This window comes from Pseudomonas sp. D4-21, assembly GCF_051132125.1.
Classification (GTDB): Bacteria; Pseudomonadota; Gammaproteobacteria; order Pseudomonadales; family Pseudomonadaceae; genus Aquipseudomonas.
On record NZ_CP071664.1, the window covers coordinates 4,278,417 to 4,302,801 of the forward strand.

General features: G+C 62.4%; 21 protein-coding genes. 11 read left to right on the forward strand and 10 right to left on the reverse strand.

Annotation, left to right across the window (positions count from 1 at the left end):
• Nucleotides 1–28 precede the first annotated feature (28 nt).
• From J3Q04_RS19085 to edd, 9 genes are all read right to left on the reverse strand, one after another.
• Nucleotides 29–1,189 carry an ABC transporter ATP-binding protein gene (locus J3Q04_RS19085; protein WP_434609975.1) on the reverse strand — a complete coding sequence of 387 codons (1,161 nt, stop codon included), beginning with the start codon at nt 1,187–1,189 and terminating at the stop codon, nt 29–31.
• Nucleotides 1,190–1,191: 2 nt separating this feature from the next.
• Nucleotides 1,192–2,031 carry a carbohydrate ABC transporter permease gene (locus J3Q04_RS19090; RefSeq protein WP_420764398.1) on the reverse strand — a complete coding sequence of 280 codons (840 nt, stop codon included), beginning with the start codon at nt 2,029–2,031 and terminating at the stop codon, nt 1,192–1,194.
• Nucleotides 2,024–2,932: a carbohydrate ABC transporter permease gene (locus tag J3Q04_RS19095; protein WP_030139360.1), complete on the reverse strand. Its 909-nt coding sequence runs from the start codon at nt 2,930–2,932 to the stop codon at nt 2,024–2,026. The genes J3Q04_RS19090 and J3Q04_RS19095 overlap by 8 nt, the downstream gene beginning before the upstream one ends.
• Nucleotides 2,933–3,072: 140 nt before the next feature.
• Nucleotides 3,073–4,374 (reverse strand): ABC transporter substrate-binding protein, encoded by a 1,302-nt coding sequence (locus J3Q04_RS19100; RefSeq protein WP_420764397.1) that lies wholly within the window; start codon nt 4,372–4,374, stop codon nt 3,073–3,075.
• A gap of 116 nt (nt 4,375–4,490) precedes the next feature.
• Entirely contained in the window at nt 4,491–5,750 is a 1,260-nt protein-coding gene (locus J3Q04_RS19105; protein WP_434609971.1) for an AGE family epimerase/isomerase, read from the reverse strand.
• 255 nt (nt 5,751–6,005) lie between these two features.
• Entirely contained in the window at nt 6,006–7,475 is a 1,470-nt protein-coding gene (locus J3Q04_RS19110; RefSeq protein ID WP_420764395.1) for an ATP-binding protein, read from the reverse strand.
• The gene (locus J3Q04_RS19115) at nt 7,465–8,196 is read right to left on the reverse strand and encodes a response regulator (RefSeq protein ID WP_420764394.1); all 732 of its coding nucleotides are present in this window, start codon (nt 8,194–8,196) and stop codon (nt 7,465–7,467) included. The genes J3Q04_RS19110 and J3Q04_RS19115 overlap by 11 nt, the downstream gene beginning before the upstream one ends.
• A gap of 182 nt (nt 8,197–8,378) precedes the next feature.
• Nucleotides 8,379–9,338: a glucokinase gene (locus J3Q04_RS19120; RefSeq protein ID WP_420764393.1), complete on the reverse strand. Its 960-nt coding sequence runs from the start codon at nt 9,336–9,338 to the stop codon at nt 8,379–8,381.
• Complete coding sequence (edd, locus tag J3Q04_RS19125; protein ID WP_434609968.1) at nt 9,335–11,161, reverse strand: phosphogluconate dehydratase; 1,827 nt, start codon at nt 11,159–11,161, stop codon at nt 9,335–9,337. The genes J3Q04_RS19120 and edd overlap by 4 nt, the downstream gene beginning before the upstream one ends.
• Nucleotides 11,162–11,391: 230 nt before the next feature.
• Here edd and gap point away from each other — a divergent pair, with 230 nt between their 5' ends.
• The 9 genes from gap to J3Q04_RS19170 all read left to right on the forward strand — a co-directional run bounded on the left by gap (nt 11,392) and on the right by J3Q04_RS19170 (nt 20,428).
• Nucleotides 11,392–12,393: a type I glyceraldehyde-3-phosphate dehydrogenase gene (gap, locus tag J3Q04_RS19130; protein ID WP_039593774.1), complete on the forward strand. Its 1,002-nt coding sequence runs from the start codon at nt 11,392–11,394 to the stop codon at nt 12,391–12,393.
• A 216-nt stretch (nt 12,394–12,609) separates the two neighbouring features.
• The gene (locus J3Q04_RS19135) at nt 12,610–13,122 is read left to right on the forward strand and encodes an RNA polymerase sigma factor (protein WP_434609966.1); all 513 of its coding nucleotides are present in this window, start codon (nt 12,610–12,612) and stop codon (nt 13,120–13,122) included.
• 106 nt (nt 13,123–13,228) lie between these two features.
• Nucleotides 13,229–14,191 (forward strand): FecR family protein, encoded by a 963-nt coding sequence (locus tag J3Q04_RS19140; protein WP_434609964.1) that lies wholly within the window; start codon nt 13,229–13,231, stop codon nt 14,189–14,191.
• Nucleotides 14,192–14,311: 120 nt separating this feature from the next.
• Nucleotides 14,312–16,903 (forward strand): TonB-dependent receptor, encoded by a 2,592-nt coding sequence (locus J3Q04_RS19145; protein WP_434609961.1) that lies wholly within the window; start codon nt 14,312–14,314, stop codon nt 16,901–16,903.
• 160 nt (nt 16,904–17,063) lie between these two features.
• Nucleotides 17,064–17,654 carry a biliverdin-producing heme oxygenase gene (locus tag J3Q04_RS19150; protein WP_434609959.1) on the forward strand — a complete coding sequence of 197 codons (591 nt, stop codon included), beginning with the start codon at nt 17,064–17,066 and terminating at the stop codon, nt 17,652–17,654.
• 135 nt (nt 17,655–17,789) lie between these two features.
• Entirely contained in the window at nt 17,790–18,212 is a 423-nt protein-coding gene (locus J3Q04_RS19155; RefSeq protein ID WP_434609957.1) for a YbaN family protein, read from the forward strand.
• Between the two features lie 56 nt (nt 18,213–18,268).
• A complete protein-coding gene (locus J3Q04_RS19160) occupies nt 18,269–19,615 on the forward strand; it encodes a CoA transferase (protein ID WP_434609955.1) in 1,347 nt (448 codons plus the stop codon).
• Nucleotides 19,616–19,723: 108 nt separating this feature from the next.
• Nucleotides 19,724–20,083, forward strand: a complete 360-nt coding sequence (locus J3Q04_RS19165; protein ID WP_434609953.1) for a DUF5064 family protein — start codon at nt 19,724–19,726, stop codon at nt 20,081–20,083.
• 168 nt (nt 20,084–20,251) lie between these two features.
• Nucleotides 20,252–20,428 (forward strand): hypothetical protein, encoded by a 177-nt coding sequence (locus tag J3Q04_RS19170; RefSeq protein ID WP_420764340.1) that lies wholly within the window; start codon nt 20,252–20,254, stop codon nt 20,426–20,428.
• A 7-nt stretch (nt 20,429–20,435) separates the two neighbouring features.
• Here the strand turns inward: J3Q04_RS19170 and J3Q04_RS19175 are convergent, their stop codons facing one another.
• The gene (locus tag J3Q04_RS19175; RefSeq protein ID WP_420764339.1) at nt 20,436–21,329 is read right to left on the reverse strand and encodes a helix-turn-helix domain-containing protein; all 894 of its coding nucleotides are present in this window, start codon (nt 21,327–21,329) and stop codon (nt 20,436–20,438) included.
• A 172-nt stretch (nt 21,330–21,501) separates the two neighbouring features.
• Between J3Q04_RS19175 and pobA the strand changes: the two genes are divergently transcribed.
• Together pobA and J3Q04_RS19185 are read left to right on the forward strand one after the other, a co-directional pair.
• Nucleotides 21,502–22,692 carry a 4-hydroxybenzoate 3-monooxygenase gene (gene pobA, locus J3Q04_RS19180; protein WP_434609949.1) on the forward strand — a complete coding sequence of 397 codons (1,191 nt, stop codon included), beginning with the start codon at nt 21,502–21,504 and terminating at the stop codon, nt 22,690–22,692.
• A 49-nt stretch (nt 22,693–22,741) separates the two neighbouring features.
• Nucleotides 22,742–24,277, forward strand: coding sequence for an MDR family MFS transporter (locus J3Q04_RS19185; RefSeq protein ID WP_434674608.1), 1,536 nt, complete (start codon nt 22,742–22,744; stop codon nt 24,275–24,277).
• Nucleotides 24,278–24,385: the final 108 nt, after the last annotated feature.

Consider the following 24,385-nt stretch of genomic DNA (forward strand, 5'->3'; position numbering starts at 1 on the left):
GCGGGCTTGCTCCCCCCACACTTGTTCATCACCGGCCTTTGAACTGCGCCACGTTGGCAGGTCGGTCTTCGGCCTGCGGCTGCGCAGCCACGCCCAGGCGTTCGCCGGACTTGGCGTCGAACAGCAGCACTTTCGCTGGGTCGAATTGCAACGTCAGGGTCTCTCCCGGCTGCGGCGCCACGTCTGGCGCCAGGCGGCAGCAGACCTTGGTGTCGTTGAGATTGACGAACACCAGGGTGTCTGGCCCGGTGGGTTCGGTGACCTGCACTTCGGCGCGAATGGTTGGCATGCCGTTCGGCTCGTTGCCGGCCAGCACGATCTGCTCCGGACGCAAGCCAAGGATCACTTCGCGATCTTCCAGGCCGGCGTCCTGCATGCCCAGCGGCAACTCGCAACGGGCCTGGCCGCTGTCGAGCAAGGCCAGCAGGCGGCCGTCCTTGCGTTGCAGGCGCAGCGGGATGAAGTTCATCGGCGGCGAACCGATGAAGCTCGCCACGAACAGGTTCGCCGGGTTGTTGTAGATGTCCTTCGGCGTGCCGAACTGTTGGATGATCCCGTCCTTCATCACCGCCACTTTGTCGCCCAGGGTCATGGCTTCGATCTGGTCGTGGGTCACGTAGACCGTGGTGGTCTTCAGGCGCTGGTGCATCAGTTTCATTTCGGTGCGCATCTCGACCCGCAGCTTGGCGTCGAGGTTGGACAACGGTTCGTCGAACAGGTAGATCTTCGGCCGCCGCGCCAGGGCCCGGCCCATCGCAACGCGCTGTTGCTGGCCACCGGAGAGCTGGCCAGGCTTGCGGTTGAGCAGGTGTTCGATCTGCAACAGCTTGGCGACCCGCGCCACTTCCTCATTGATGTCCGCCTGTTTCATCTTGCGAATCTTCAGGCCGAACTCGATGTTCTCGCGCACGCTCATGGTCGGGTACAGCGCGTAGGACTGGAACACCATGGCGATGTCGCGATCCTTCGGGCTCATGCCGCTGACATCCTGGTCGCCGATCATGATCGCGCCGCCGGTGATGGTCTCGAGGCCGGCGATGCAATTCATCAGGGTCGATTTGCCGCAGCCCGAAGGACCGACCAGGATCAGGAATTCGCCTTCTTTGATCGACAGCTGGATGTCTTTCAAGGTGTCGGGCAGGCCCGCGCCGTAGGTCTTGTTTACATTGCGAAGTTCAAGCGTAGCCATGATTACCCCTTGACCGCGCCAGCCGTGAGGCCGCGCACGAAATACTTGCCTGCGATCACATAGACCAGCAGGGTCGGCAGCCCGGCGATCATCGCCGCCGCCATGTCCACGTTATATTCCTTGGCCCCGGTGCTGGTGTTGACCAGGTTGTTCAGCGCCACCGTGATGGGCTGGGAGTCACCGCTGGAGAACACCACGCCGAACAGGAAGTCATTCCAGATCTGCGTGAACTGCCAGATGAGGCAGACCATGATGATCGGCGTCGACATCGGCAGGATGATCCGCCGGAAGATGGTGAAGAACCCGGCGCCATCGAGGCGCGCCGCCTTCACCAGCGCGTCGGGAATACTCACGTAGTAGTTACGGAAGAACAGCGTGGTGAACGCCAGGCCGTAGACGACGTGGACAAACACCAGGCCAGTGGTGGTGCTGGCCAGGCCCATCTTGCCGAGGGTGAACGAGGCCGGCAGCAGCACGGTTTGGAACGGCAGGAAGCAACCGAACAGCAGCAGGCCGAAGAACAACTGCGAGCCACGGAAGCGCCACATCGACAGCACATAACCGTTCAGCGCACCGATGGCCGTGGAAATCAGTACGGCCGGCACGGTGATCTTGATCGAGTTCCAGAAGTAACCGTTGACCGTCGCCCAGGCCTTGACCCAGCCGATGCCGCTGACCACGGTCGGCCAGCTCAACAGGTTGCCGGTGCTGATGTCTTCCGGCGTCTTGAAGCTGGTCAACAGCATGACCACCAACGGCACCAGGTAAAGCAGTACCGCAACAATCAGCACCGCATAGATCGCGATGCGGCTGATGGAAGGTTTCGCAGCGAGACTAGTCATGACGCTTGGCCCTCAGCTCGGAATACAAGTAAGGCACGATGATCGCGAGGATCGCACCGAGCATCAGGATTGCACTGGCCGAGCCCATGCCCATCTGACCGCGACTGAAGGTGAACGAATACATGAACATGGCAGGCAGGTCGGAGGAGTAGCCCGGACCACCGGCCGTCATGGCCGCCACCAGGTCGAAGCTCTTGATCGCAATGTGCGCCAGGATCATCACGGCGCTGAAGAACACTGGGCGCAGGCTCGGCAGTACGACTTTCCAGTAGATGCGCGGCATGCTCGCGCCATCGATCTGCGCGGCGCGGATGATCGACTGGTCCACGCCTCGCAGGCCGGCCAGGAACATCGCCATGATGAAGCCCGAGGCCTGCCAAACGGCAGCGATCACCAGGCAATACACCACGCGATCGGGGTCGATCAGCCAGTCCAGGCGGAAGCCTTCCCAACCCCAGTCACGCAACAATTTGTCCAGGCCCATGCCCGGGTTGAGCAGCCACTTCCAAGCGGTACCGGTGACGATCATCGAGAGCGCCATTGGGTACAGGTAAATGGTGCGGATGAAACCTTCGCGGCGAATACGTTGGTCGAGAAACACCGCCAGCAGCACGCCGATGACCAGGGTGATGCCGATGAACATCCCGCCGAACACCGCGAGGTTCTTGCTGGCCACCCACCAGCGGTCGTTGTCCCACAGCCGCGCATACTGAGCGAGGCCCGCCCATTTATAGGTAGGCAGGAAAGTCGACGTCGTGAACGACAGGACGAACGTCCACAGGATGTAGCCATAAAAGCCCACCAGGACGATGAACATGCTCGGCGCCAGCACCAGTTTTGGTAGCCAGCGCTGCAATGCATCGAACGGCGAGGCCTTGCTGAACACAGCAACAGAACTCATGGGGAAATCCAGTACCAGGAAAAACTACAAGTTTGTTCCTTGTGGGAGCGAGCCTGCTCGCGATGGCGTCGTATCAGCTCATGCACTGCTGCCTGACACTATGCTTTCGCGAGCAGGCTCGCTTCCACAGGGGTTAGCGGTTACTTCGCAGACTGAACCGCTGCGCCAAGTTTCTTGGCGGCGTCGGCCGGGTCGGCTTTCGGGTCGTTGATGTAGTTGGTCACGACGTCAAAGAACGCGCCTTGCACGGCCAGCGTGGTCGCCATGTTGTGTGCCATGCTCGGTTGCAGGCCGCCGTTCTTGGCGTCCGCCAGGAAGTCCTTGGCGGCGGTCTGGGCGCAGGAATCGAAACCGTACTTGCCCATGTCGGCCAGCATGTCGTTGCGCACCGGGATCGAACCCTTGTTGATGCTGAAGACTTTCTGGAAGTTCTCACCCAGCACGACCTTGGCGATGTCCTGCTGGCCCGCCGCAGTGCCTGCATCCTTCTGCTTGAACACCGCCAGGGAGTCGATGTTGTAGGTGAAGGCCTTCTCGGTACCCGGGAACGCTACGCACTCGTAGTCCTTGCCGGCGACTTTCTTGGCGGCGGTCCACTCGCTCTTGGCCCAGTCACCCATGATCTGCATGCCGGCCTTGCCATTGATGACCTTGGCCGCTTCCAGGTTCCAGTCCTGGCCCTTGCCATCGGCGTCCATGTAGGTCGCGACTTTCTTCAGCTCGGTCAGCGCCTTGACCATTTCCGGGCCGGTCAACGCTTTGTTGTCCAGGTCGACCAGTGCTTTCTTGTAGCCATCAGCGCCCATGACCGAGAGCACCACCGCTTCGAACACGGTGCTGTCCTGCCAAGGCTGGCCACCGTGGGCCAGGGGGATGAAGCCCGCGGCCTTGAGTTTGTCGCCGGCGGCGTAGAATTCTTCGAGGGTGGTTGGATTCTTGGTGATACCGGCTTTCTTGAAGACTTCCGGGTTGATCCACAGCCAGTTGACGCGGTGGATGTTCACCGGCACGGCAACGTAGTCACCTTCGTACTTCACGGTATCGGAGACTTTCTTGTCGAGCAGGCTGTCCCACTTTTCTGCCTTGGAAACGTCCTTGAGGACGTCGGTGTCGAGCAGGCCGGTGGTCGCCCATTCCTGGATGTCCGGGCCCTTGATCTGGGCAACGCCCGGTGGGTTGCCGGCCACGGCGCGGCTCTTGAGCACGGTCATGGCGGTAGAACCGCCACCGCCAGCGACGGCGCCGTCCTTCCAGGTAAAACCGTCTTTTTCTACTTGAGCCTTGAGCACATCGACCGCGGCTTTTTCACCGCCCGACGTCCACCAGTGGACGACTTCCACGGAACCTTTCGATTCGGCGGCCAGGGCGCTGACAGGGAATGCTGCGACGGGAAGCAAGGAAGCAAGAGAAATGACAGTAGCGAGGCGAGAAATCGCATTCATCTAGAAGTACCTTTCTTGTTGTTATGCATGCAAGTCTGGTGCTTGCGCTGCATGGATTCTAATCAGGGGTTATCCCTTCGCAGGTAACGAAGGGACGTGGATATGTCACGACATGGTTACACAGGTGCAGGATCGGACATCCGCGCCAAGGCTGACGCCATGCTCGGGGCCAACGGGAGACGAGGGATCAACACCGCTTGCCAGGCATGATAAAGGTCCGGCTTGCCCGGCCAGATGTCGGCGCTGGGGCGGTTCTGCGGGTCGAGCTCGTGATGCCAGCTGCCGTTGCAGCGATCGATGAAATGCTTGTCACAAAATTCCCAGAAGCGCCGGTACCACGCTTCGTATCGAGCCTCGTCGGTACGTTTGAGCAAGGCACTGGCCGCCGCTGCCGCTTCGGCATGCACCCAGTGCAGGCGATGGCGAACCACGGCGCGATTGTCCCAGTCCAGCGTGTAAACGATGCCCGGGGCGCCGTCGACGTTCCAGCCATGGCGGCAGTTCTGGTCGAACAGTTTCTGAGCGTCCTGGGCCAGCCAGCCCGGCGTCAGCATGCCGATCTGCACGCGTGCGGCCTCGAGGTGCAACAACAGCCGCGCCCATTCGAAACCATGGCCAGGGGTGGTGCCGTAGGGACGAAACCCATCGGCCGGGTTGTCGTGGTTGTACTCGCGCAGCGGCTGCCAGTCGCGGTCGAAATGCTCGACGACCATGTAGTCGTTGGCGGCCGCGTGACCATGGATCACCCGCTCGACGATACGCAACGCGCGAGCCAGCCAGCGCGGATCGTCCGTGGCATCGGCGAGGGCGAGGAAGGCTTCGGTGCCGTGCATGTTGCTGTTGGCGCCGCGATAGGCCTCTTCTTCTGACCAGTCGCGGTTGAAGGATTCACGCAGGGCACCCTCCTCCTCGCACCAGAAATGTTCGTCGATGACCCGCACCGCCTCCTTGAGCAGGGCCTCGGCGTCAGGGCGCTGGGCCACGACCGCAGAGCTGGCTGCCAGGGCAACGAAAGCATGCAGGTAAGCGGCTTTTCCAGTCTCGTTTTCAGCCGGATCGGTCTTGGCGAACCAACCGCCATGCTCGGCATCGCGCAGCGGCCCCATGAGCGCCTGTACGCCATGGTCAACCAGCTCGGCGAACCCCGGCAGGCCTTGGATGTGGGCCATGGCGAAGCTGTGGGTCATGCGCGCGGTATTCATGGTTTCGGCCCGGGCATCGGCCGGCAGGCGGCCCAATTCGTCCAGGTTGCCAAAGCCGTCCGGCAGCTTGGAGGCCTTGGCGAACGTCAGCAGACGCAAGCCTTCTGCGGCAAGCCATTGCTGGTGGGCGGGCGCATTCAGCCAACTGCTGAACGCCGGTTGGAAGGTGTCCATCGAGATACCTTTTTTGTTGTTTTGACGCAGGGAGTCTAAACAAGGGAGGGTTGACGGCAGGTAACGAAAGGGGCGAGTTATGTCACCGAGTTGTGACATTGGCATGGATATGTGTTGAAGCGATGGGCGCCTCCGTCGGAACGCCGCCCGGAGCAGGCTCGCTCCCACATTGGACTTCATTGACGCGCATATCCTGTTTGACGCAGATCCCCTGTGGTAGCGAGCCTGCTCGCGACGAACGATAACGCGGTCTAATCAATCCACGCTGCGAGGCAACTGCAACGTCACCCGCAACCCACCCTCGCGCAGGTTCTGCAAACTCACCTCACCGCCATGGCTGTGGGCAATGTTGCGTGCGATACCCAGCCCCAGGCCGTACCCCTGCTGCTGCCCGGCCAGGCGAAAGTGCGGCTCGAAGACTTGTTCGAGGCGTTGTTCCGGTACGCCCGGGCCTTCGTCATCGACGTGCAGGATGAACGCCGACTCATCATCATCGATGTGCAAATGGGCTCTCTGGCCGTATTTCAAGGCGTTGTCGATCAGGTTGCCGATGCACCGCTTGAGGGCCAGCGGCTTGCCGGGATACGGCGCCAGCGCCCGGCCATCCTGGGTCACTCGGCCGTTGCCGTTGGGCGCCAGATAAGGCTCTACCAGGCAATCCAGCACATGGTTGAGGTCCACCGGCTCGATGTTTTCGTGGATGTCGGTGTCCTTCACACATTGCAGCGCCCCCTTGACCAACAGCTCCAGCTCATCCAGGTCTCGGCCGAACTTGGCTTGCAGGTTTTCATCCTCCAGCAGCTCGACCCGCAACCGCAGCCGGGTAATCGGCGTGCGCAGATCGTGGGAGATGGCGCTGAACAACTGGCTGCGCTCGGTCAAATAGCGGCTGATGCGCTCGCGCATGGCATTGAAAGCCCGGCCCACCTCCACCACTTCGCTGCCGCCACCCTCGGCCACCGGTTCCACTTCGGCACCGAGGGACATGTCCCGCGCCGCTCGGGCCAGGCGTTTCAATGGTCGGCTCTGCCAATGCACCAACAAGCCGATGAACAACAGCAACAGGCTGCTGGTGAGCACGATGAAGCCCACCTGCTGCTTGGGCAGATCCTGCTCTTCGAGGCTGGTATAGGGTTCGGGCAGCAGCGAGGCGATGTAAAGCCATTCACCCGGCGCCATCTGGATTTGCGTGACCAAGACCGGTGGATTCACCGGCTCAAGCGTCAAGGCGTAATGGGCCCATGATCGCGGCAGCTCGTCGAGCTTGAGCCCGCCGTTGAAAATCCGCAGGTCTTCAGGGCTGACGAATTTGACCGAGATGTCGGCGCTGCTGCCCAGGGAGCGCCGCAGCACGTCATCCACGGCCTGGAGCACCGCCAGCTTTCGCGGCGTCACGGGCAGCACGTCCATGCCCAGCGGCTTGTCATTGAGGGTGACGACAAAGCGTGTGCCGCCCATGCTGCGCAACTGGTCCAGCACCAGGGGCCGGTACGCCACCGGCAGCGAGCGCAGATAACTGACAGTGGCGGTCATCGAATGGGCAAGGCTGCGCGCGCTGGTGACCAGGCCTTCAAGCTGGGTGGCGCGCAATTGGGAGACCCAGATCAGACTGGACAGCGTCTGGGCGAACAGCACCACCAGTAGCGTCAGCAGCAGCATCCGCCCCAGCAACGAGCGTGGCACGGGCACCCGGCGCACGACTTTCCTGATCGCTTCAGTGACCATTGCTGGCAACCACACTGGCCGCCAGTTGATAACCACTGCCGCGCACCGTGCGGATCAACCGCGGCGGCTTTTCCGTGTCGCGCAGGCGCTGGCGCAGGCGACTGACCGCCATGTCGACGATCCGGTCCAAGGGCATCAGTTCGCGCCCACGCGTGGCGTTGCCGATGGTGTCACGGTCGAGGATTTCCTGAGGGTGGTCGAGGAACAACTTGAGCAGGGCAAAATCAGCACCGGAGAGAATCACCTCTTCACCGTCGGCGTGGAACAGCCGATGGCTGACCATGTCCAGCCGCCATTCGTCGAAGGCCAGCACGTCGCCGCCCGTCCGCTCCTGGCCGAACTGCGCCCGGCGCAGCAGCGCCTTGATGCGCGCCTGCAATTCACGCGGGCTGAACGGCTTGCCCAGGTAATCATCGGCACCCAATTCCAGGCCAATGACCCGGTCGGCTTCGTCGGAGCTGGCGGTGAGCATGATGATCGGCACATGGGCCTGGCGTGGATGTTCGCGAACCCAGCGGCACAGGCTGAAACCGTCCTCATCGGGCAGCATCACATCGAGGATCACCAGGTCGCTTGGCGCCTCGTTCAAGGCCTGGCGAAACCCGGCGCCATCAGGCGTGGTGCGCACCTGGAAACCCGCACGGCTGAGGTAAGTGTCCAGCAGTTCGCGAATCTCCTGGTCATCGTCGACCAACAAAATCGATTTGTTCACTGCACTCACGGGGCCTCGTCCTTGTTGTGTGGATTGGGGGCGATTATGCCTGATGGCCGGGTTTTACAAACACTACAGAGCCCCTTGTGGGAGCGAGCTTGCTCGCAATAGCGGTGTATCAGTCAATCTCAATGGCGACTGACACTCCATCATCGCGAGCAAGCTCGCTCCCACAGGAGCGGTTTCCAATTTCAAATCGTGGAGGATTGCTCCAACGCCACGCCCGCGCCCATCAGGCCGGAGTATGGCGCCGTCACCAGCCAGACCGGAATACCCTTGAAATAATCGCTCATGCAGCCCTTGTCGGCGAAGGATTTGGCGAAACCGCTTTCGACGAAGAAATCGGCAAACCGCGGGACCACGCCGCCAACGATGTACACGCCGCCACGCCCGCCCACCGTGAGTACGTTGTTGCCGGCCACGCGGCCCAGCCATCGGCAGAACTGCTCGAGCACTTCCAGGGCGATAGGGTCGCCGGCCAGCCCGGCGGCAGTGATCGACTCGGGGGTATCGAGCACCGGGTCATGACCGTCCACCGCGCAAATCGCCCGGTAGACACGGGGCAGGCCGCTGCCGCTCAGGGCGGTTTCGGCGCTGACGTGGCCGATCTCGTTGTAGATGTGCTGCCAGAGCTGGGTCTCGCGCGGACTGCTCATCGGCAGGTCGACATGGCCGCCCTCCCCTGGCAACGCCGCAAAACGGCCCTCGCCCAAGTCCAGCAGCGTACCGACGCCCAGCCCGGTGCCCGGGCCGATCACCACCGCCGGGCGCATCGGCTCCGGCGTGCCCTGGCAGACAACCCGGTACTCATCCGGACGCAAGCAGGTCATGCCCAGGGCCATGGCGGAGAAGTCGTTGACCAGCAACAGTTTCTCCACCTGCAACCTCTGGCAGAACGCCAGGTTGCTCAGGCGCCAGTGATTGTTGGTAAAACGAAACTCATCGCCGCTCACGGGGCCGGCCACCGACAGGCACACCGAACCGATGGCGCCCGGTTTCATTCCCATGCCATTCAAGTAAACCTCGATGGCATCTTCCGGGCAGGCGTAATCCGCTGTCGCCAGCACCTGGATATTCTCCAGGTTGTGGTTCTTCCACAGGGCGAAACGCGCGTTGGTCCCACCGATGTCACCGACCAAAGCCAGTTTCAATTAAGCGTCTCCAAGGCAGAAGTGAAGGCGCTGGCGCCCTGCTCTGCCGAGCTGAAGGCCATGCGCATGAAACCGAACAGCTCGCGACCAGCGCCGATGTTGTTGCCCAACAAGCCCTTGGCCGGTTCGCGCGCGGCGAATTCCTCGGCGTCGACCTTCAGCTCCAAGGTGCCTTTGACGCCATCGACGCGGATGATATCGCCCTCCTGCACCCGCGCCAACGCGCCGCCGACATAAGCTTCAGGGCTGACATGAATGGCCGCCGGGATTTTCCCGGATGCCCCGGACATGCGTCCATCAGTGACCAGCGCCACCTTGAAGCCACGGTCCTGCAGCACGCCGAGGAACGGCGTCATCTTGTGCAGCTCCGGCATGCCGTTGGAGCGCGGGCCCTGGAAGCGCATCACCGCGACAAAATCCTTCTCCAGCAGACCCGCCTTGAACGCATCCGCCAGGTCCTGCTGATCCTGGAAGACCATGGCCGGCGCTTCGACGATCTGGTTTTCCAAGGCCACGGCCGAAACCTTCATGACCCCACGCCCGAGGTTGCCTTCCATCACCCGCAACCCGCCTTCTGGGGAGAAGGCACGGGCCACCGGACGCAGGATGGTTTCGTCGAGGCTTTCGGTCGGGCCGTCGCGCCACACCAGCTCGCCATCCTCCAGGAACGGCTCCTGGGTGTAGCGACTCAGGCCATGGCCGAGCACGGTGTTGACGTTGTCGTGGAGCAGGCCGGCTTCCAGCAATTCGCGGATCAGAAAGGACATGCCGCCCGCCGCCTGGAAGTGGTTGATGTCGGCCTTGCCGTTCGGGTAGACGTGGCTGAGGGTCGGCACCACTTCGGAGAGGTCGGCCATGTCCTGCCAGGTCAGCTGGATGCCCGCCGCCATGGCGATGGCCGGCATGTGCAGGGTGTGGTTGGTGGAACCGCCGGTGGCGTGCAGTGCAACGATGGAGTTGACCAGTGAGCGTTCGTCGACGATTTCGCCGATGGGCATGAAGTTGCCGCTCTGCTTGGTCAGGCGCGTCACCTGGAACGCGGCCTCACGGGTCAACGCATCGCGCAGCGGCGTGTTCGGGTTGACGAACGAAGCGCCCGGCAAATGCAAGCCCATCACTTCCATCAGCAACTGATTGGTGTTGGCGGTGCCGTAGAACGTGCAGGTGCCCGGACTGTGGTAGGACTTCATTTCCGATTCCAGCAGCTCTTCACGGCTGGCCTTGCCCTCGGCGTAGCGCTGGCGTACGTCGGCTTTTTCCTTGTTGGAAATGCCCGAGACCATCGGCCCGCCGGGCACGAAGATCGTCGGCAGATGACCGAAGCGCAGCGCGCCCATCATCAGGCCAGGGACGATTTTGTCGCAGATGCCGAGCATCAGCGCGCCGTCGAACATGTTGTGGGACAACGCCACCGCCGTGGACAGTGCGATCACTTCACGGCTCGGCAAGCTCAGTTCCATCCCCGCCTCACCCTGGGTCACGCCGTCGCACATGGCGGGCGTGCCGCCGGCGAACTGGCCAACCGAGCCGATCTCGCGCAGGGCTTTCTTGATTTGTTCTGGAAATGTTTCGTAGGGCTGGTGGGCCGAGAGCATGTCGTTGTAGGACGACACGATGGCGATGTTGGCGGCGTTCATCATCCGCAGGTGGTGCTTGTCTTCAGTGCCGCAACCGGCCACACCATGGGCGAAGTTGGCGCACTGCAGCTTGCCGCGCATCGGCCCGTCGCTGGCTGCACCGCGGATCAGTGCAAGGTAAGCCTCGCGCGTAGCGCGACTGCGGGCGATAAGCCGTTCGGTGACCTCAAGTACGCGGGGATGCATGTGTAGAACTCCAGGCTAGCGGGTGTGGCGACCTGATTGTCTATGCTGGTTAAAAGCCCGTTGCACACCCGGTGAAAGACAAGGCGACAAACGGTTTTTGACCAATCGGACCAGTTGATTCAGGTCACTCGTTGTAGATAAAACAAAATATTGCCACTAAAAAGGCTTGTTTTCTATTTTTATGCGAATAATCTTGTAATTCCAACAACAAATCGATGGCGGCGCAGTTAATGACTCTTCGAATCGCAATCAATGGTTTTGGCCGCATCGGCCGCAACGTCCTCCGCGCACTGTATACCCAAGGCTATCGTCGCGACCTGCAGATCGTCGCCATCAACGACCTAGGCGACAGTGCGATCAACGCTCATCTGCTCAAGTTCGACACCGTGCATGGCACTTTCGATGCCGACGTGCAGCACGATCACGAAAGCCTGACGGTCAATGGCGACCGCATTTCGGTCAGTGCCATCCGCAACCCGGCCGAGCTGCCCTGGGCCGCCGAGAAGATCGATGTGGTGTTTGAATGCACCGGTCTGTTTACCGACCGCGCCAAGGCTGCCGCCCACATCAGTGCCGGCGCTCGCAAAGTGATTATCTCGGCCCCGGCCAAGGGCGCCGATGCCACTGTGGTGTACGGCGTCAACCATGACATCTTGCGCCAGTCCCACCAGATCATTTCCAACGCGTCGTGCACCACTAACTGTTTGGCCCCGGTGGCCCAGGTGCTGCACCGCGAGCTCGGCATCGAAAGCGGCCTGATGACCACCATCCATGCCTACACCAACGACCAGAACCTGACCGACGTCTATCACAGCGACCCGTACCGCGCCCGCTCGGCCACCCAGAACATGATCCCGAGCAAGACCGGCGCCGCCGAAGCCGTGGGCCTGGTGCTGCCGGAACTGGCGGGCAAGTTGACCGGCATGGCCGTGCGCGTGCCGGTGATCAACGTCTCCCTGGTGGACCTCACCGTGCAACTCAAGCGCGAAGCGTCGGCCGATGAAGTCAACGCACTGCTCAAGCAGGCCAGCCAGCACTCCAAGATCCTCGGCTACAACACCCTGCCGTTGGTCTCCAGCGATTTCAACCACAACCCGTTGTCGTCGATCTTCGATGCCAACCACACCAAAGCCAGCGGCAAGCTGCTCAAGGTGCTGGCCTGGTATGACAACGAATGGGGCTTCTCCAACCGCATGCTGGATAACTGCCTGGCGTTGTGTAACGCGGAGTAACTGCCACGGTAGTTCTTGAGCTTTTCTGTGGGCGCTTTTCTGTGGGAGCGAGCTTGCTCGCAAAAGCGGCGTATCAGCCAACATCAATGGCAACTGACACTCCGTCATCGCGAGCAAGCTCGCTCCCACAGGGTTACAACATCGATGAAATGAAGGCTTGACCCGTCACGCAGATGATAAGCATTATCATCCGCTCGAACCGGACCGGGCCCTACCGTGAGTCAATCGCGCTTTCATCATGTCTTTCTCGCCCAGCGCACGCCCCTGCTGCGCACCCTCGAGCGGATGGTCAACAACCCGAGCACCGCCGAAGACTTGCTGCAGGAAACCTACCTGCGTGTCACCCGCGCCTTGAGCGAACGCACCGTCGATCATCTCGAACCCTTTGTTTTCCAGACCGCCCGCAATCTGGCGCTGGATCATCTGCGCGCGCGGCGGATCCAGTCGCGGGCCCTGGTCGACGACGTGCCGCTGGACATCGTGAACAACGTCGTCGCCCCTCAAAGCAGCGCCGAAGATGCCGCCCACGCCGCGCAAATGCTCGAACGCCTCAACGTCAGCCTGCAATCCCTCAGCCCCCGTCAACAGCAGATCTTCATTCTCAGCCGGCTGCATGGCCACAGCTACCAGGACATCGCGCAACGATTAGGCGTGTCCCTGAGCACGGTGCAAAAAGACCTGAAACTGATCATGGCCATCTGCGTGGGCGTGGCCGAACGCAACCCGTGAATACAAGCGGCAAGCCACAAGCTTCGAGCCGCAAGCGGGATGTGGGCTTGCCAGCTACCGCTTGCGGCTTGTAGCGTGTGCTTGCCGCCAATAATGAGAATCCACCGTGACGGACAACCATCGCCCACCTGAAGCCGCCGAGGCGCAGGACACCGCCCACGCCATGGATCAGGCGCTGGACTGGTTGATCCTGCTCGACAGCCCCAGCGAGGAGCAGCGCCGACACTTCCAGGCCTGGCTGGCGGCCGATCCACGCCATGGCGAAGCGTTCGCCAGGGCCCAGGCGATCTGGAACGGCCCGCAGATAATCGAAAGCGCCCGGCAACTGAGGGACCGGCCAAAGATCACCACGCTGTCGCGCCTGCGCGCCCATTGGAAACCCCTGGCCACCGCCGCCGTGCTGTTGCTGGGACTGTTCAATTTCAGCGACCTGCCCCTGCGCTTCCAGGCCGACCACCTGACCGTGGTCGGTGAACGCCAGCGCCTGCAGTTGGAAGACGGCTCCAAGGTGCTGCTCAATACCGATTCGGCCTTCTCCAGTTCATTCGACAACCAACGGCAAGTGGCCCGGCTCTACAAGGGCGAAGCTTTCTTCGAGGTGCCAGCCAACCGTCATTTGCCGTTGGAGCTGGACGCAGGCCCGGTCACCGCCAGCGTCAGCGACACCTCGTTCGCCGTGCGCTACGAGGATGGCGTCGCGCAAGTCCAGGTGCAGCGCGGCGACGTCGACCTGCGGGCCACCCGCTACGACACCCACGTGCGGCTGTCGGCTGGCGAAAGCATCCGCATCGGCCCCAATGGCTTCGACCGCCCGGCACGGCTCGATGCCGGCACCGACCTTGCCTGGGTGCAGGGCCGACTGGTGTTCGAGAACCGTCCGCTGAGCCAGGTCTTGGCGGAGTTGCGACGCTACTACCCAGGCTGGATCATCAACACCAACGAACGGCTGGCCAACGTCGCGGTGACGGGCAACTACCGCCTCGACCAGCCCCTGGACGTGGTCCGCTCCCTGGCCCAGATCACCTCCGCGCGCCTGCAGGAATTCCCGGCGCTGGTGATTTTGAACTAAATGAGAATTATTTTTACTCGATAGCCTCCGCTGGTTCGTCTCGTTATAGCCAATGCAATTGATTCGCATCTCCACGATGCCGATCTGCACCTATAACAGATGCGACACGGAGCGCTATCGATGTCCTCTCGCCTTACTTGCCGGTTACTCGCCCCTTCCCGCGCACTTTCATTGCTGACCGCCGCCATCCTGATGGCCGGTGCCGCGCCGGCCGCCCTTGCCGCCGCTGGCCAACCGCCCGCGCACAACATGGGCGACTACAGCTTCAACATCGCCCGGCAGCCCTTGGTCTCCGCGCTCAACGCGTTCACTGCCGTCACAGGCTGGCAGGTGGGGCTGCCGGCTGAACTGGCCGAAGGCATCGCCTCGCCGGGCGTCAACGGCTCGCTGTCGCCGGAGAAAGCCTTGGAGCGCCTGTTGGTGGGGACCGACTTGCGTTACCGCAAACTGGGCAGCAACAACATCGTTCTGGAAAAACGCAGCGCGGGCAACGTGCTGGACTTGCAGCAGGTGACCATCAGCGCCACCCGTCAAGAACAGGACATCACCCGCGTACCGAGCACCGTTTCCGTTCATGATCGCCAGCAACTGGACCGTAACAACGTAAACACCATCAAGGACTTGGTGCGCTACGAGCCCGGCGTATCGGTGGGCGGCGCGGGCGAGCGCGGCGGCATCAGCGGCTACAACATCCGCGGGATCGACGGCAACCGCATCCTGACCCAGGTCGACGGCGTGGAAGTGCCCGGCGGTTTCTTCAACGGCCCCTACGCCAAGACCCAGCGCAACTATGTCGACCCGGAGATCATCAAGCGCGTGGAGATCCTGCGCGGACCGGCCTCGGTGCTGTACGGCAGCAACGCCATTGGTGGCGTCGTGAGTTATTTCACCCTCGATGCGGATGACATCATCAAGCCGGGCAAGGATGTTGGCGCGCGCCTGAAGACTGGCTACAGCTCCGTCGACGAGAGCTGGCTCAAGTCCGCCACCATCGCCGGTCGCAGCGGGCCCTTCGACGGCCTGCTGCACTACAGCCAGCGCGACGGCCATGAAACCGAATCCTACGGCAGCAACAATGGCACCGGCCTGGACCGCACCGCGGCCAACCCGCAGGACGTGCGCGCCAACAACGTGCTGGCCAAGCTCGGCTGGAACTACAACGATGACGCACGCCTGAGCCTGGTCTACGAGAAGTACAAGGACGACCGTGACACCGATCTGAAAAGCGCCTACGGCGGTCCTTACGCCAACGGCCAACCGGCCATTCCCGCCTCCATCCTGCCGGGCGGCATGTACCAGTGGCGCACCGGCAACGACACCATCACCCGCGAACGTTTCGGCCTGGAGCACAGCTTCGCGCTCGACAGCCTGCTGGCCGATAACATCAAGTGGAGCCTGAACCACCAGGTCGCCAAGACCGACCAGAGCACCGCCGAATTCTACTTCCCGATCACCCGTAGGGTCCTTCGCACGCGAGAGACCCTGTATGAAGAAAAACAGTGGGTGCTTGATGCGCAAGTCGACAAGTCATTCAGCATTGCCGACACCGATCACACGCTGACCTACGGCACCACGCTCAAACAGCAGAAAGTCACCGGTTCGCGCAGCGGCAATGGCGTGTGCCTGGCGGTCGGCGTGGGCTGTGCCGCCGTCGGCGCCATCAGCACGCGGGACGTACTGGCAAAAGCCAGTGACTTCCCGGACCCGACCATCAACACCTACAGCCTGTTCGCCCAGGACCAGATCAGCTGGGAAAAATGGACCTTCACACCGGCGCTGCGTTACGACTACACCCAGCTCAAGCCACACCTGACCGAAGAATTCCTCAGCACCGTTGACCCTACCGCCGGCGGTAAAGTCAGTGATGAGAACAAGACCTGGCACCGCGTCTCGCCCAAGTTCGGGCTGACTTACGCCCTGACCGACCAATACACCTGGTTTGGCCAATACGCCGAGGGTTTCCGCACCCCGACCGCCAAGGCTCTGTACGGGCGCTTCGATAACCCGGACGCGGGCTACAGCGTGGAACCCAATCCCGACCTGGAGCCGGAAAAAAGCAAGAGCTACGAAACCGGCCTGCGCGGTCGTTTCGACTCCGGTTCGTTCGACGTGGCGGTGTTCTACAACAAGTACCGCGATTTCATCAACGAGGACGCCATTACCCCTGGCGCGGACCAGTTGACCTTCCAGAGCAACAACATCAAGCACGCCACCATCAAGGGCATCGAGGCCAAGGGGCGCCTGGACCTGGACGTGTTCGGCGCGCCACGGGGCCTCTATACCCAAGGTTCGGTGGCTTACCTCCAAGGCCGCAACGACGACACCGGCGAACCGCTCAACAGCATCAACCCGATGACCGGCGTATTCGGCCTGGGCTATGACCAGGAGCAGTTCGGCACTTTGCTCAGCTGGACCCTGGTGAAGAAGAAAAACCGCGTCGACGACAGCAACTTCAACTCTCCTGACGGCGTCAGCAGCCAGTTCAAGACGCCGGGCTTCGGCATCCTCGACCTGAGCGGGTACTACAAGGTCACCGACGATGTCACCGTCAGCGGCGGCCTCTACAACCTCACCGACAAGAAATACTGGCTGTGGGACGACGTGCGCGGCTACGACAGCGTCGGCGAAGCGGCAGTGCTGAGCCCGGCCAACCTCGACCGCCTGACCGCCCCTGGGCGCAACTTCGCGGTCAACCTGATCTGGGATATCTGATCCGATTCTTCACGCAAGACAGTTACCTGTGGCGAGGGAGCAGGCTCGCGCTGGGACGGTCCGACGCTTCGGGCGAAGCGCCCCCAGATCTAACGCTCGCTGCGCAACCGAGCGGGAGCAAGCTCCCTCGCCACGATGTATTCCACTCGAAGGAATTGCTATGAGCACACAACGCACCCTTTCCCGCTCCCAACGCCTGAACCAGATCACCCACGAGCCCCACGGCAAGCTCGACGCGCTGGTCAAGGCTCACGCCCCATTCGAAACCCAGGCCAGCTACGCCCGCTTCGTCGTCGCCCAGTACCAATTCCAGTCGGAACTGGTGGCGCTGTACAACGACGCGCAACTGACCGCGCTGATTGCCGACCTGCCCGCGCGCTGCCGCGCCGAAGCGGCCAAGGCCGACCTGGCGGACCTGCACACCGAAGTGCCGCCGCCAGTGGCCGGCGCAGTGAAAAACCCAACCCAGGCCGAAGCCCTCGGCTGGCTGTTCGTGTCCGAGGGTTCCAAGCTTGGCGCCGCGTTCCTGATCAAGCGCGCCGTGGGGCTGGGGCTGAGCGAAACCTTTGGTGCCCGACACTTGGCAGAACCGGCGGGCGGGCGTGCCGAAGGCTGGAAAACCTTCACCCGGATCCTCGACGCGCTGCCCCTCACCGAACAGCAGGAAGCCGAGGCGGACAAAGGAGCGCTGGCGGCCTTCAACCGCTTTACCGTGTTACTGGAGCAAGCCTACGCGACCGAGTTGGCCTGAAGCCTTCACAGTTTCCCTTGCGCGAGCGAGCCTGCTCGCGATGACACTGGCTCAGTCGCCACAGAAGTCGCCTGACCCACCGCCATCGCGAGCCGGCTCGTTCCCACAGGGAATGTGCATGAAAGAAGAACACTGATGAAACGCCCTTCCAGATTCACTCGCCTGCTCTTCGCCCTCCTCGCCTACACCAGCCTGGCCATCGGCCTGGTGGCCATCGTCGTGCCGGGCTTGCCCACCACCGAATTCATCCTGCTTGCCGCCTGGGCCGCGACCCGCAGTTCGCCGCGCCTGAGCGCTTGGCTGGAGGGCCATCGGTTGTTCGGGCCGATGCTGCGCAACTGGCGCAACGGCAAGGTTATCCCGCGCCGGGCCAAGATCGCTGCAACGGTCAGCATGCTGTGCTGTGCAGGGTTTATGCTGCTGATGCTCGATCACCGCTGGCCGGTATACCTGGCACTCGCAGGCATGGGCCTGGGCAATCTCTGGATCTGGTCCAGACCGGAGAATCGTGGCGAGGGAGCTGGCTCCCGCTGGGCCGGTCCGACGCCTCGGGCGTAGCGGCCCCCGACGTTTGTTTGATCTATGCTCGCTCTCTGGTTCAGGAGGGTTTCCAAATGTCAGACCTACTCACACCCATGCAAACCGCCATGGGCTTGCCCACGACACCCATCCCCTTCACCAGCGAAGGCGCCCTGCCCTCCGCCTTCGCCGTCACCGAGCTGGCCTGCGCGAGCATCGCCACGGCCGGTCAAGCGGTCGCCGAACTGATCCGCCAGCAAACCGGTCGCCTGCCGTCGATGGAAGTCGACCGGCGCCTGGCCTCATTCTGGTTTTCCACCTCCCTGCGGCCCATCGGCTGGGGCGTGCCGCCCCTGTGGGATCCGGTGGCGGGCGACTACGCCACCGCCGACGGCTGGATCCGCCTGCACACCAACGCGCCGCATCATCGCCAGGCGGCGCAAAAGGTGCTCGGCGCCTGCACCGACCGCGCCGACATGGCCAGCAGAGTGGTCCGGTGGAACAAGGCCGAACTGGAACAGGCCGTGATCGATGCCGGCGGTTGCGCCGCGCAGATGCGTTCATGGCTGGCATGGCAGGCGCATCCCCAGGGCATCGCTGTCAATGCCGAGCCCCTCGTTCATTTGGATAGCGGAGCGCAAGGCGCGCCTGGCCCCTGGCTCGGCTCCGTCGCCCAGCCCTTGGCGGGCCTCAAGGTGCTGGACCTGACCCGCGTGCTGGCCGGCCCGGTTGCCAGTCGCTTTCTCGCCGGGCTGGGGGCCGACGTGCTGCGCATCGACCCGCCGACCTGGAACGAACCCGGCGTGGTGCCTGAAGTCACCCTCGGCAAACGTTGCGCCCGCCTCGACTTGCGCCAGCCCACCGATCGAGCAGCGTTCGAGGCGCTGCTCCAGGAGGCGGACATCCTGTTGCACGGCTACCGCGCCGACGCGCTCGAACGCCTGGGCTACGGCGCTACACAACGTCGGCAGTTGGCGCCCGGCCTGATCGACGTCTGCCTCAACGCCTACGGCTGGAGCGGCCCCTGGCAACACCGCCGCGGCTTCGACAGCCTGGTGCAGATGAGCTGCGGTATCGCCGAGGCCGGCATGGCCTGGAAACACACGGACAAACCGACGCCTCTGCCGGTCCAGGCGCTGGACCACGGCACCGGTTACCTGATGGCCGCCAGCGCAATCGTGTTGCTGAATCGACGCTTGGCCAACGGCCGTGGGGGCTCGGCACGCTTGTCACTGGCGCGCACGGCGAAGCTGTTGATCGAGGGCGGCGCCGGCAGTGAGGTTGCATTGCGCCCCGAAGACGAGGCTGACCAGGGGTTGCTGGTGGAACAGACGCCCTGGGGTCCGGCGCATCGCTTGCAGGTACCGCTGAAAATGCCCGGCACGCCGCTGCAATGGAAGTTGCCGGCCGCTGACCTGGGCGCCCACCGCGCGCAATGGTGACGGTTCAATAGACCGCACCCGTCGCCCGACATGTTTATCGATAACGGGAAAACTTATGGGGCAGGCGCGGTGTCTGCCGTTCTCCACGCCTTCGAAGGAGAGACGCTGATGGCCACGTTCCAACCCGGACACCTGCACATGGAGCGCCATGCGCTGAACAAGGATGATTTCAGCTACAACCTGTGCATCGATTACGAAATAGCCCAGGATCCCGACGAGGGAAAGGGCATGTCATTTCGCCTGCACGGCACGGTAGAAGACAAGAACGTAGACGAGACGTTTTTCCTGGCCAAGGACCAAGCCTTCGACTTCGCCCGCCACGCCACCCGCATTGCCCAATACTACGGCCTGCCCAAGAGCACGAACATCGGCGCGATGCACAAGTACTACGACGAAATGTTCGAAGACGTGCGCCACCAGTTGGATGTCAAGCCGGGGGATCCGATGAAACCTGAGCATTTGGAATAGAACGCTCGAAAGAACAACCCTAATCCCTGTGGGAGCAAGCTTGCTCCCACAGGGAACATCAGCGAGCTGAATATCTGCTTACATACACACACCGCCTGGCTGGCAACCCGCCATGGCTGACCTATGCTGAAAACAGTACCCCCGGGTATTCGTTCAGAGGTCATCGCCATGAACATCAAAACAAGAAGACGCCTCGCCATATTTGTCACCTGCACCGCCACGCTGGCGCTGTATGGCACCGCGGCTTATCGGGTCGAGCAGGCCAGGCAGCTGCCCCGTGAATACGCCAGCTGCAACTTCGAACGCTGCATACCGCACAACGCAACCTTGAACGCGCTGCGCTGAGACGGTTTCAGTCGTCCTGCTGATCGGTCTTGAGCCGGTCTCGGAAGGCTTTGGGCGAGATACCGACGCGCCGACGGAACAGTCGGGTGAAGTTGGTCGGGTCGGAGAAGCCAAGCATCTCGGAGATCTCATAGATCGTCATGCCTGTATAGGTCAGCAGCCGCTTGGCTTCCAGCAACTGGCGCTCGTGCATGATTTGCAGTGCCGGCTGTCCCGCGAGTTCGCGACAGGTGCCATTGAGGTGCGACACCGAGATGCCCAGGCGATGGGCCAGGTCCTCGACCTTGACGTGCTGGCGATAGGTCTCTTCCACCAATTGGATGAACCCGTTGAGGTATTCCCGGGCCCGCTGCGGGCGCTGGGTGGAGATACGCCGGTTCATCACCTGGCGGCTCACCCAGACCATGATCACGCTGACCAAGGCATGCATGAGCATTTCCCGGGCCGGTTGATGGCCCACGTACTCCGCCTGCATGGCACTGAACAAACTATTGAGGTAATCAGCGTTCTCTCCGGCCGGATAGGCTTCCGCCTGGGCCAGGACATTGACCGAATGGCCTAGCTGGGCTTGCAGGTGCGTGACCAGCGGCGCCGCCAGGGTCACGACGTAACCCTGCACATCCTCCGAAAAACGGAAACCATGGACCGACAGCGGCGGCAGGATCTGCACGGCCGGCTCGTCGAGCCGTGTACGCTGGCCTTCGATTTCCAGTTCCGCTTGACCCTTGAACACAAAAAGCAGCTGGCACAGATCGGCATGTCGATGAGGTTTTATTTCCCATTGGTGCTCGCTGCTGCGGCTGGAAATGGTTTCGCAGTGCAGCAGATCCGGCGTGGGCCAATCCTGGCTCTCGCCGTAGAGCTTGAACACGGGAATCGAAGGCAGCTCAGTTTTCTTCATAACGAGGATCGGCCTTGGGTTACGGGCGGTAATCGCACCGATTGGCAGAATGTGCAGGTTTCAGCTCAGTTTTCCCCTTCAATTGACAGGTCCGCAAGCGAAAAATGCACGCCAGGATTACTAAAAATAAACGCCGACCCTGGTCGCGTGCCTCTTGCGAGCCATAACAACAATGAAAACCCTCAAGACCCAAGTCGCCATTATCGGCGCCGGCCCCTCTGGGCTGCTGCTCGGCCAGTTATTGCACAACGCAGGGATCGACACCGTGATCCTCGAGCGCCAGACTCCCGATTACGTCCTCGGCCGGATCCGCGCCGGTGTACTCGAGCAGGGCATAGTCCATCTGCTGCGCCAGGCCGGAGTTGGCCAACGCATGGACGCCGAGGGCTTGTCCCATGATGGCTTCGAGCTGGTCCTCAACGGTCGGCGCGTCCACATCGATCTCAAAGGGCTGACCGGTGGCCAGAACGTCATGATTTACGGTCAGACCGAAGTCACTCGCGACTTGATGGCCGCCCGGCAGGCATCCGGCGCCCAGACGCTGTATCAGGTCGACAACGCCCAGCCCCACGACCTGAAGACCGAGCACCCCTTCGTGACCTTTGAACACGCCGGCGAAACCTGGCGCCTGGACTGCGATTACGTGGCCGGCTGCGATGGTTTCCATGGCGCGGCAAGGCAATCGATCCCGGCGCAAAAGCTCAAGGTCTTCGAACGCGTCTACCCGTTCGGCTGGCTCGGCATCCTCGCCGACACCCCGCCCGTCCACGAAGAACTCGTCTACGCTCGCCACGAGCGCGGCTTTGCCCTGTGCAGCATGCGCTCGCGGACCCGCACCCGTTATTACCTGCAAGTGCCCGCCGAGGAACAAGTGGCCGACTGGCCGGACGAGCGTTTCTGGGATGAACTGAAAATACGCCTGCCCACCGACCTGGCCGAAACCCTGGTGACCGGTCCCTCCATAGAAAAAAGCATCGCACCACTGCGCAGCTTCGTCGTGGAACCGATGCAGTACGGGCGGATGTTTTTGGTGGGCGACGCCGCCCACATCGTCCCGCCGACCGGGGCCAAGGGGCTGAACCTGGCTGCCAGCGATGTCAGCACGCTATTCAATATTTTGCTTAAGGTCTATCGCGACGGTCGCGCGGATCTGCTGGAACGCTATTCCGACATCTGCCTGCGACGGGTCTGGAAAGCCGAGCGCTTCTCCTGGTGGATGACGTCGATGCTGCACCGCTTCGATGACGACGCGTTCAACCAGCGCATCAGCGAGGCGGAGCTGGAGTATTTCGTCGACTCCGAGGCGGGGCGCAAAACCATCGCGGAAAATTACGTCGGCCTTCCTTATGAGGCTATCGAATAGGCGGCTACCGAATTAAACTGCGGGCTTCGTCCCCTCGCCGCCAGGCGCGATGCCCGCAGGTCCTGCCTTGACTCAGCTCGATACGCCTCAAGCTATGCAACCCGCTATCCGCAGCGTGCTGGTGGCGCTGATGCTGGCGATTTTCCTCGGTGCGCTGGACCAGACCATCGTCGCGGTCTCGATGCCGGCCATTTCCGCGCAATTCAAGGATGTCAGCCTGCTGGCCTGGGTGATCTCCGGCTACATGGTCGCCATGACCGTAGCGGTGCCGATCTACGGCAAGCTGGGCGACCTGTATGGCCGGCGCCCGCTGATGCTGTTCGGCATGGGCCTGTTCACCCTCGCTTCGCTGTTTTGCGGGTTGGCACAGAACATGGAGCAACTGGTGCTGGCGCGGATTTTCCAAGGCATCGGCGCCGGCGGCATGATTTCTGTGAGCCAGGCGATCATCGGCGACATCATCCCGCCCCGCGAGCGTGGGCGCTACCAGGGTTATTTCAGCAGCATGTATGCGGTGGCCAGCGTGGCCGGACCGGTGCTGGGCGGCTACATGACCGAGTACCTGTCGTGGCGCTGGGTCTTCTGGATCAACCTGCCATTGGGCCTGGGCGCCTGGCTGGTGGCCCGGCGCGCCCTGGTGGGGCTGCCGGTGCCACAACGCACACCAATCATCGATTACCTGGGCACCGTGTTGCTGATCATCGGTCTGACCTCGCTGCTGCTGGGCATTACCCAGATCGGCCAAGGCCATGCCTGGCACAGCCGCGAAGTGCTCGGGCTGCTGGGTGGCGCAGTACTCGTGCTGGGTCTCTTCGCCTGGCATGAACGCCGCGCACGGGAGCCGTTGCTGCCTATGCACCTATTCGTCAACCGCAGCGCGGTGCTGTGCTGGTGCACGGTTTTTTTCACCAGCTTCCAGGCGATTTCCCTGACAGTGCTGGTGCCGTTGCGCTTCCAGAGCGTGACCGGCGCCGGCGCCGACAGCGCCGCGCTGCACTTGCTGCCGCTGGCGATGGGTTTGCCGATGGGCGCCTATTTTGCCGGGCGGCGCACCTCGATCACCGGGCGCTACAAACCGATGATCCTCAGTGGCGCCCTGCTCTTCCCGTTCGCCATTCTTGGCATGGCTTTCACGCCGCCCGCCGTGTTCTGGCTGAGCAGCCTGTTCATGTTGCTCAGCGGCATCGCTTCGGGCATGCAATTTCCCACTTCGCTGGTGGGCTCGCAGAATTCGGTGCAGCAACGGGACATCGGTGTCGCTACCAGCACCACTAACCTGTTTCGCTCATTGGGCGGCGCGGTGGGTGTGGCGCTGATGTCGGCGTTGCTGCTGGCCTTGCTGCAGGATTCCGGTTTTGCCCAGCTCGCCGGTTCGTCGATGATCGGCGAGGGGCATTCCGGCAACGTCCTGCTCGATGGTTTGAACGCCGCTCCCGGAGAGGCACGGGACGCCTTGCGTGAGGAGTTGCAAGCGACGTTCCGGCACTTGCTGATGATCAGCGCGGCGGTGTCATTGCTGGGGCTGGCGGCTGCGGTGGCCATGCCCGATCGCCTGTTGCGCGGGCGAGAGGAAAAGGCTCGTTAGTGCAGATGGCGCTGAACCCTGTGGCGAGGGGATTTATCCCCGCTGGGCTGCGCAGCAGCCCTAAAACCGACGCCGCACTGTGTCAGGTTAGCTGAGTGTTTTTCGAGG

Excerpts from the sequence above, each read along its gene's own strand:
- J3Q04_RS19085 (WP_434609975.1), bottom strand. The coding sequence starts at position 1,189 with ATGGCTACGCTTGAACTTCGCAATGTAAACAAGACCTACGGCGCGGGC.
- J3Q04_RS19090 (WP_420764398.1), bottom strand. The coding sequence starts at position 2,031 with ATGACTAGTCTCGCTGCGAAACCTTCCATCAGCCGCATCGCGATCTAT.
- J3Q04_RS19095 (WP_030139360.1), bottom strand. The coding sequence starts at position 2,932 with ATGAGTTCTGTTGCTGTGTTCAGCAAGGCCTCGCCGTTCGATGCATTG.
- J3Q04_RS19100 (WP_420764397.1), bottom strand. The coding sequence starts at position 4,374 with ATGAATGCGATTTCTCGCCTCGCTACTGTCATTTCTCTTGCTTCCTTG.
- J3Q04_RS19105 (WP_434609971.1), bottom strand. The coding sequence starts at position 5,750 with ATGGACACCTTCCAACCGGCGTTCAGCAGTTGGCTGAATGCGCCCGCC.
- J3Q04_RS19110 (WP_420764395.1), bottom strand. The coding sequence starts at position 7,475 with ATGGTCACTGAAGCGATCAGGAAAGTCGTGCGCCGGGTGCCCGTGCCA.
- edd (WP_434609968.1), bottom strand. The coding sequence starts at position 11,161 with ATGCATCCCCGCGTACTTGAGGTCACCGAACGGCTTATCGCCCGCAGT.
- gap (WP_039593774.1), top strand. The coding sequence starts at position 11,392 with ATGACTCTTCGAATCGCAATCAATGGTTTTGGCCGCATCGGCCGCAAC.
- J3Q04_RS19145 (WP_434609961.1), top strand. The coding sequence starts at position 14,312 with ATGTCCTCTCGCCTTACTTGCCGGTTACTCGCCCCTTCCCGCGCACTT.
- J3Q04_RS19150 (WP_434609959.1), top strand. The coding sequence starts at position 17,064 with ATGAGCACACAACGCACCCTTTCCCGCTCCCAACGCCTGAACCAGATC.
- J3Q04_RS19155 (WP_434609957.1), top strand. The coding sequence starts at position 17,790 with ATGAAACGCCCTTCCAGATTCACTCGCCTGCTCTTCGCCCTCCTCGCC.
- J3Q04_RS19160 (WP_434609955.1), top strand. The coding sequence starts at position 18,269 with ATGTCAGACCTACTCACACCCATGCAAACCGCCATGGGCTTGCCCACG.
- J3Q04_RS19165 (WP_434609953.1), top strand. The coding sequence starts at position 19,724 with ATGGCCACGTTCCAACCCGGACACCTGCACATGGAGCGCCATGCGCTG.
- J3Q04_RS19170 (WP_420764340.1), top strand. The coding sequence starts at position 20,252 with ATGAACATCAAAACAAGAAGACGCCTCGCCATATTTGTCACCTGCACC.
- J3Q04_RS19175 (WP_420764339.1), bottom strand. The coding sequence starts at position 21,329 with ATGAAGAAAACTGAGCTGCCTTCGATTCCCGTGTTCAAGCTCTACGGC.
- pobA (WP_434609949.1), top strand. The coding sequence starts at position 21,502 with ATGAAAACCCTCAAGACCCAAGTCGCCATTATCGGCGCCGGCCCCTCT.
- J3Q04_RS19185 (WP_434674608.1), top strand. The coding sequence starts at position 22,742 with ATGCCCGCAGGTCCTGCCTTGACTCAGCTCGATACGCCTCAAGCTATG.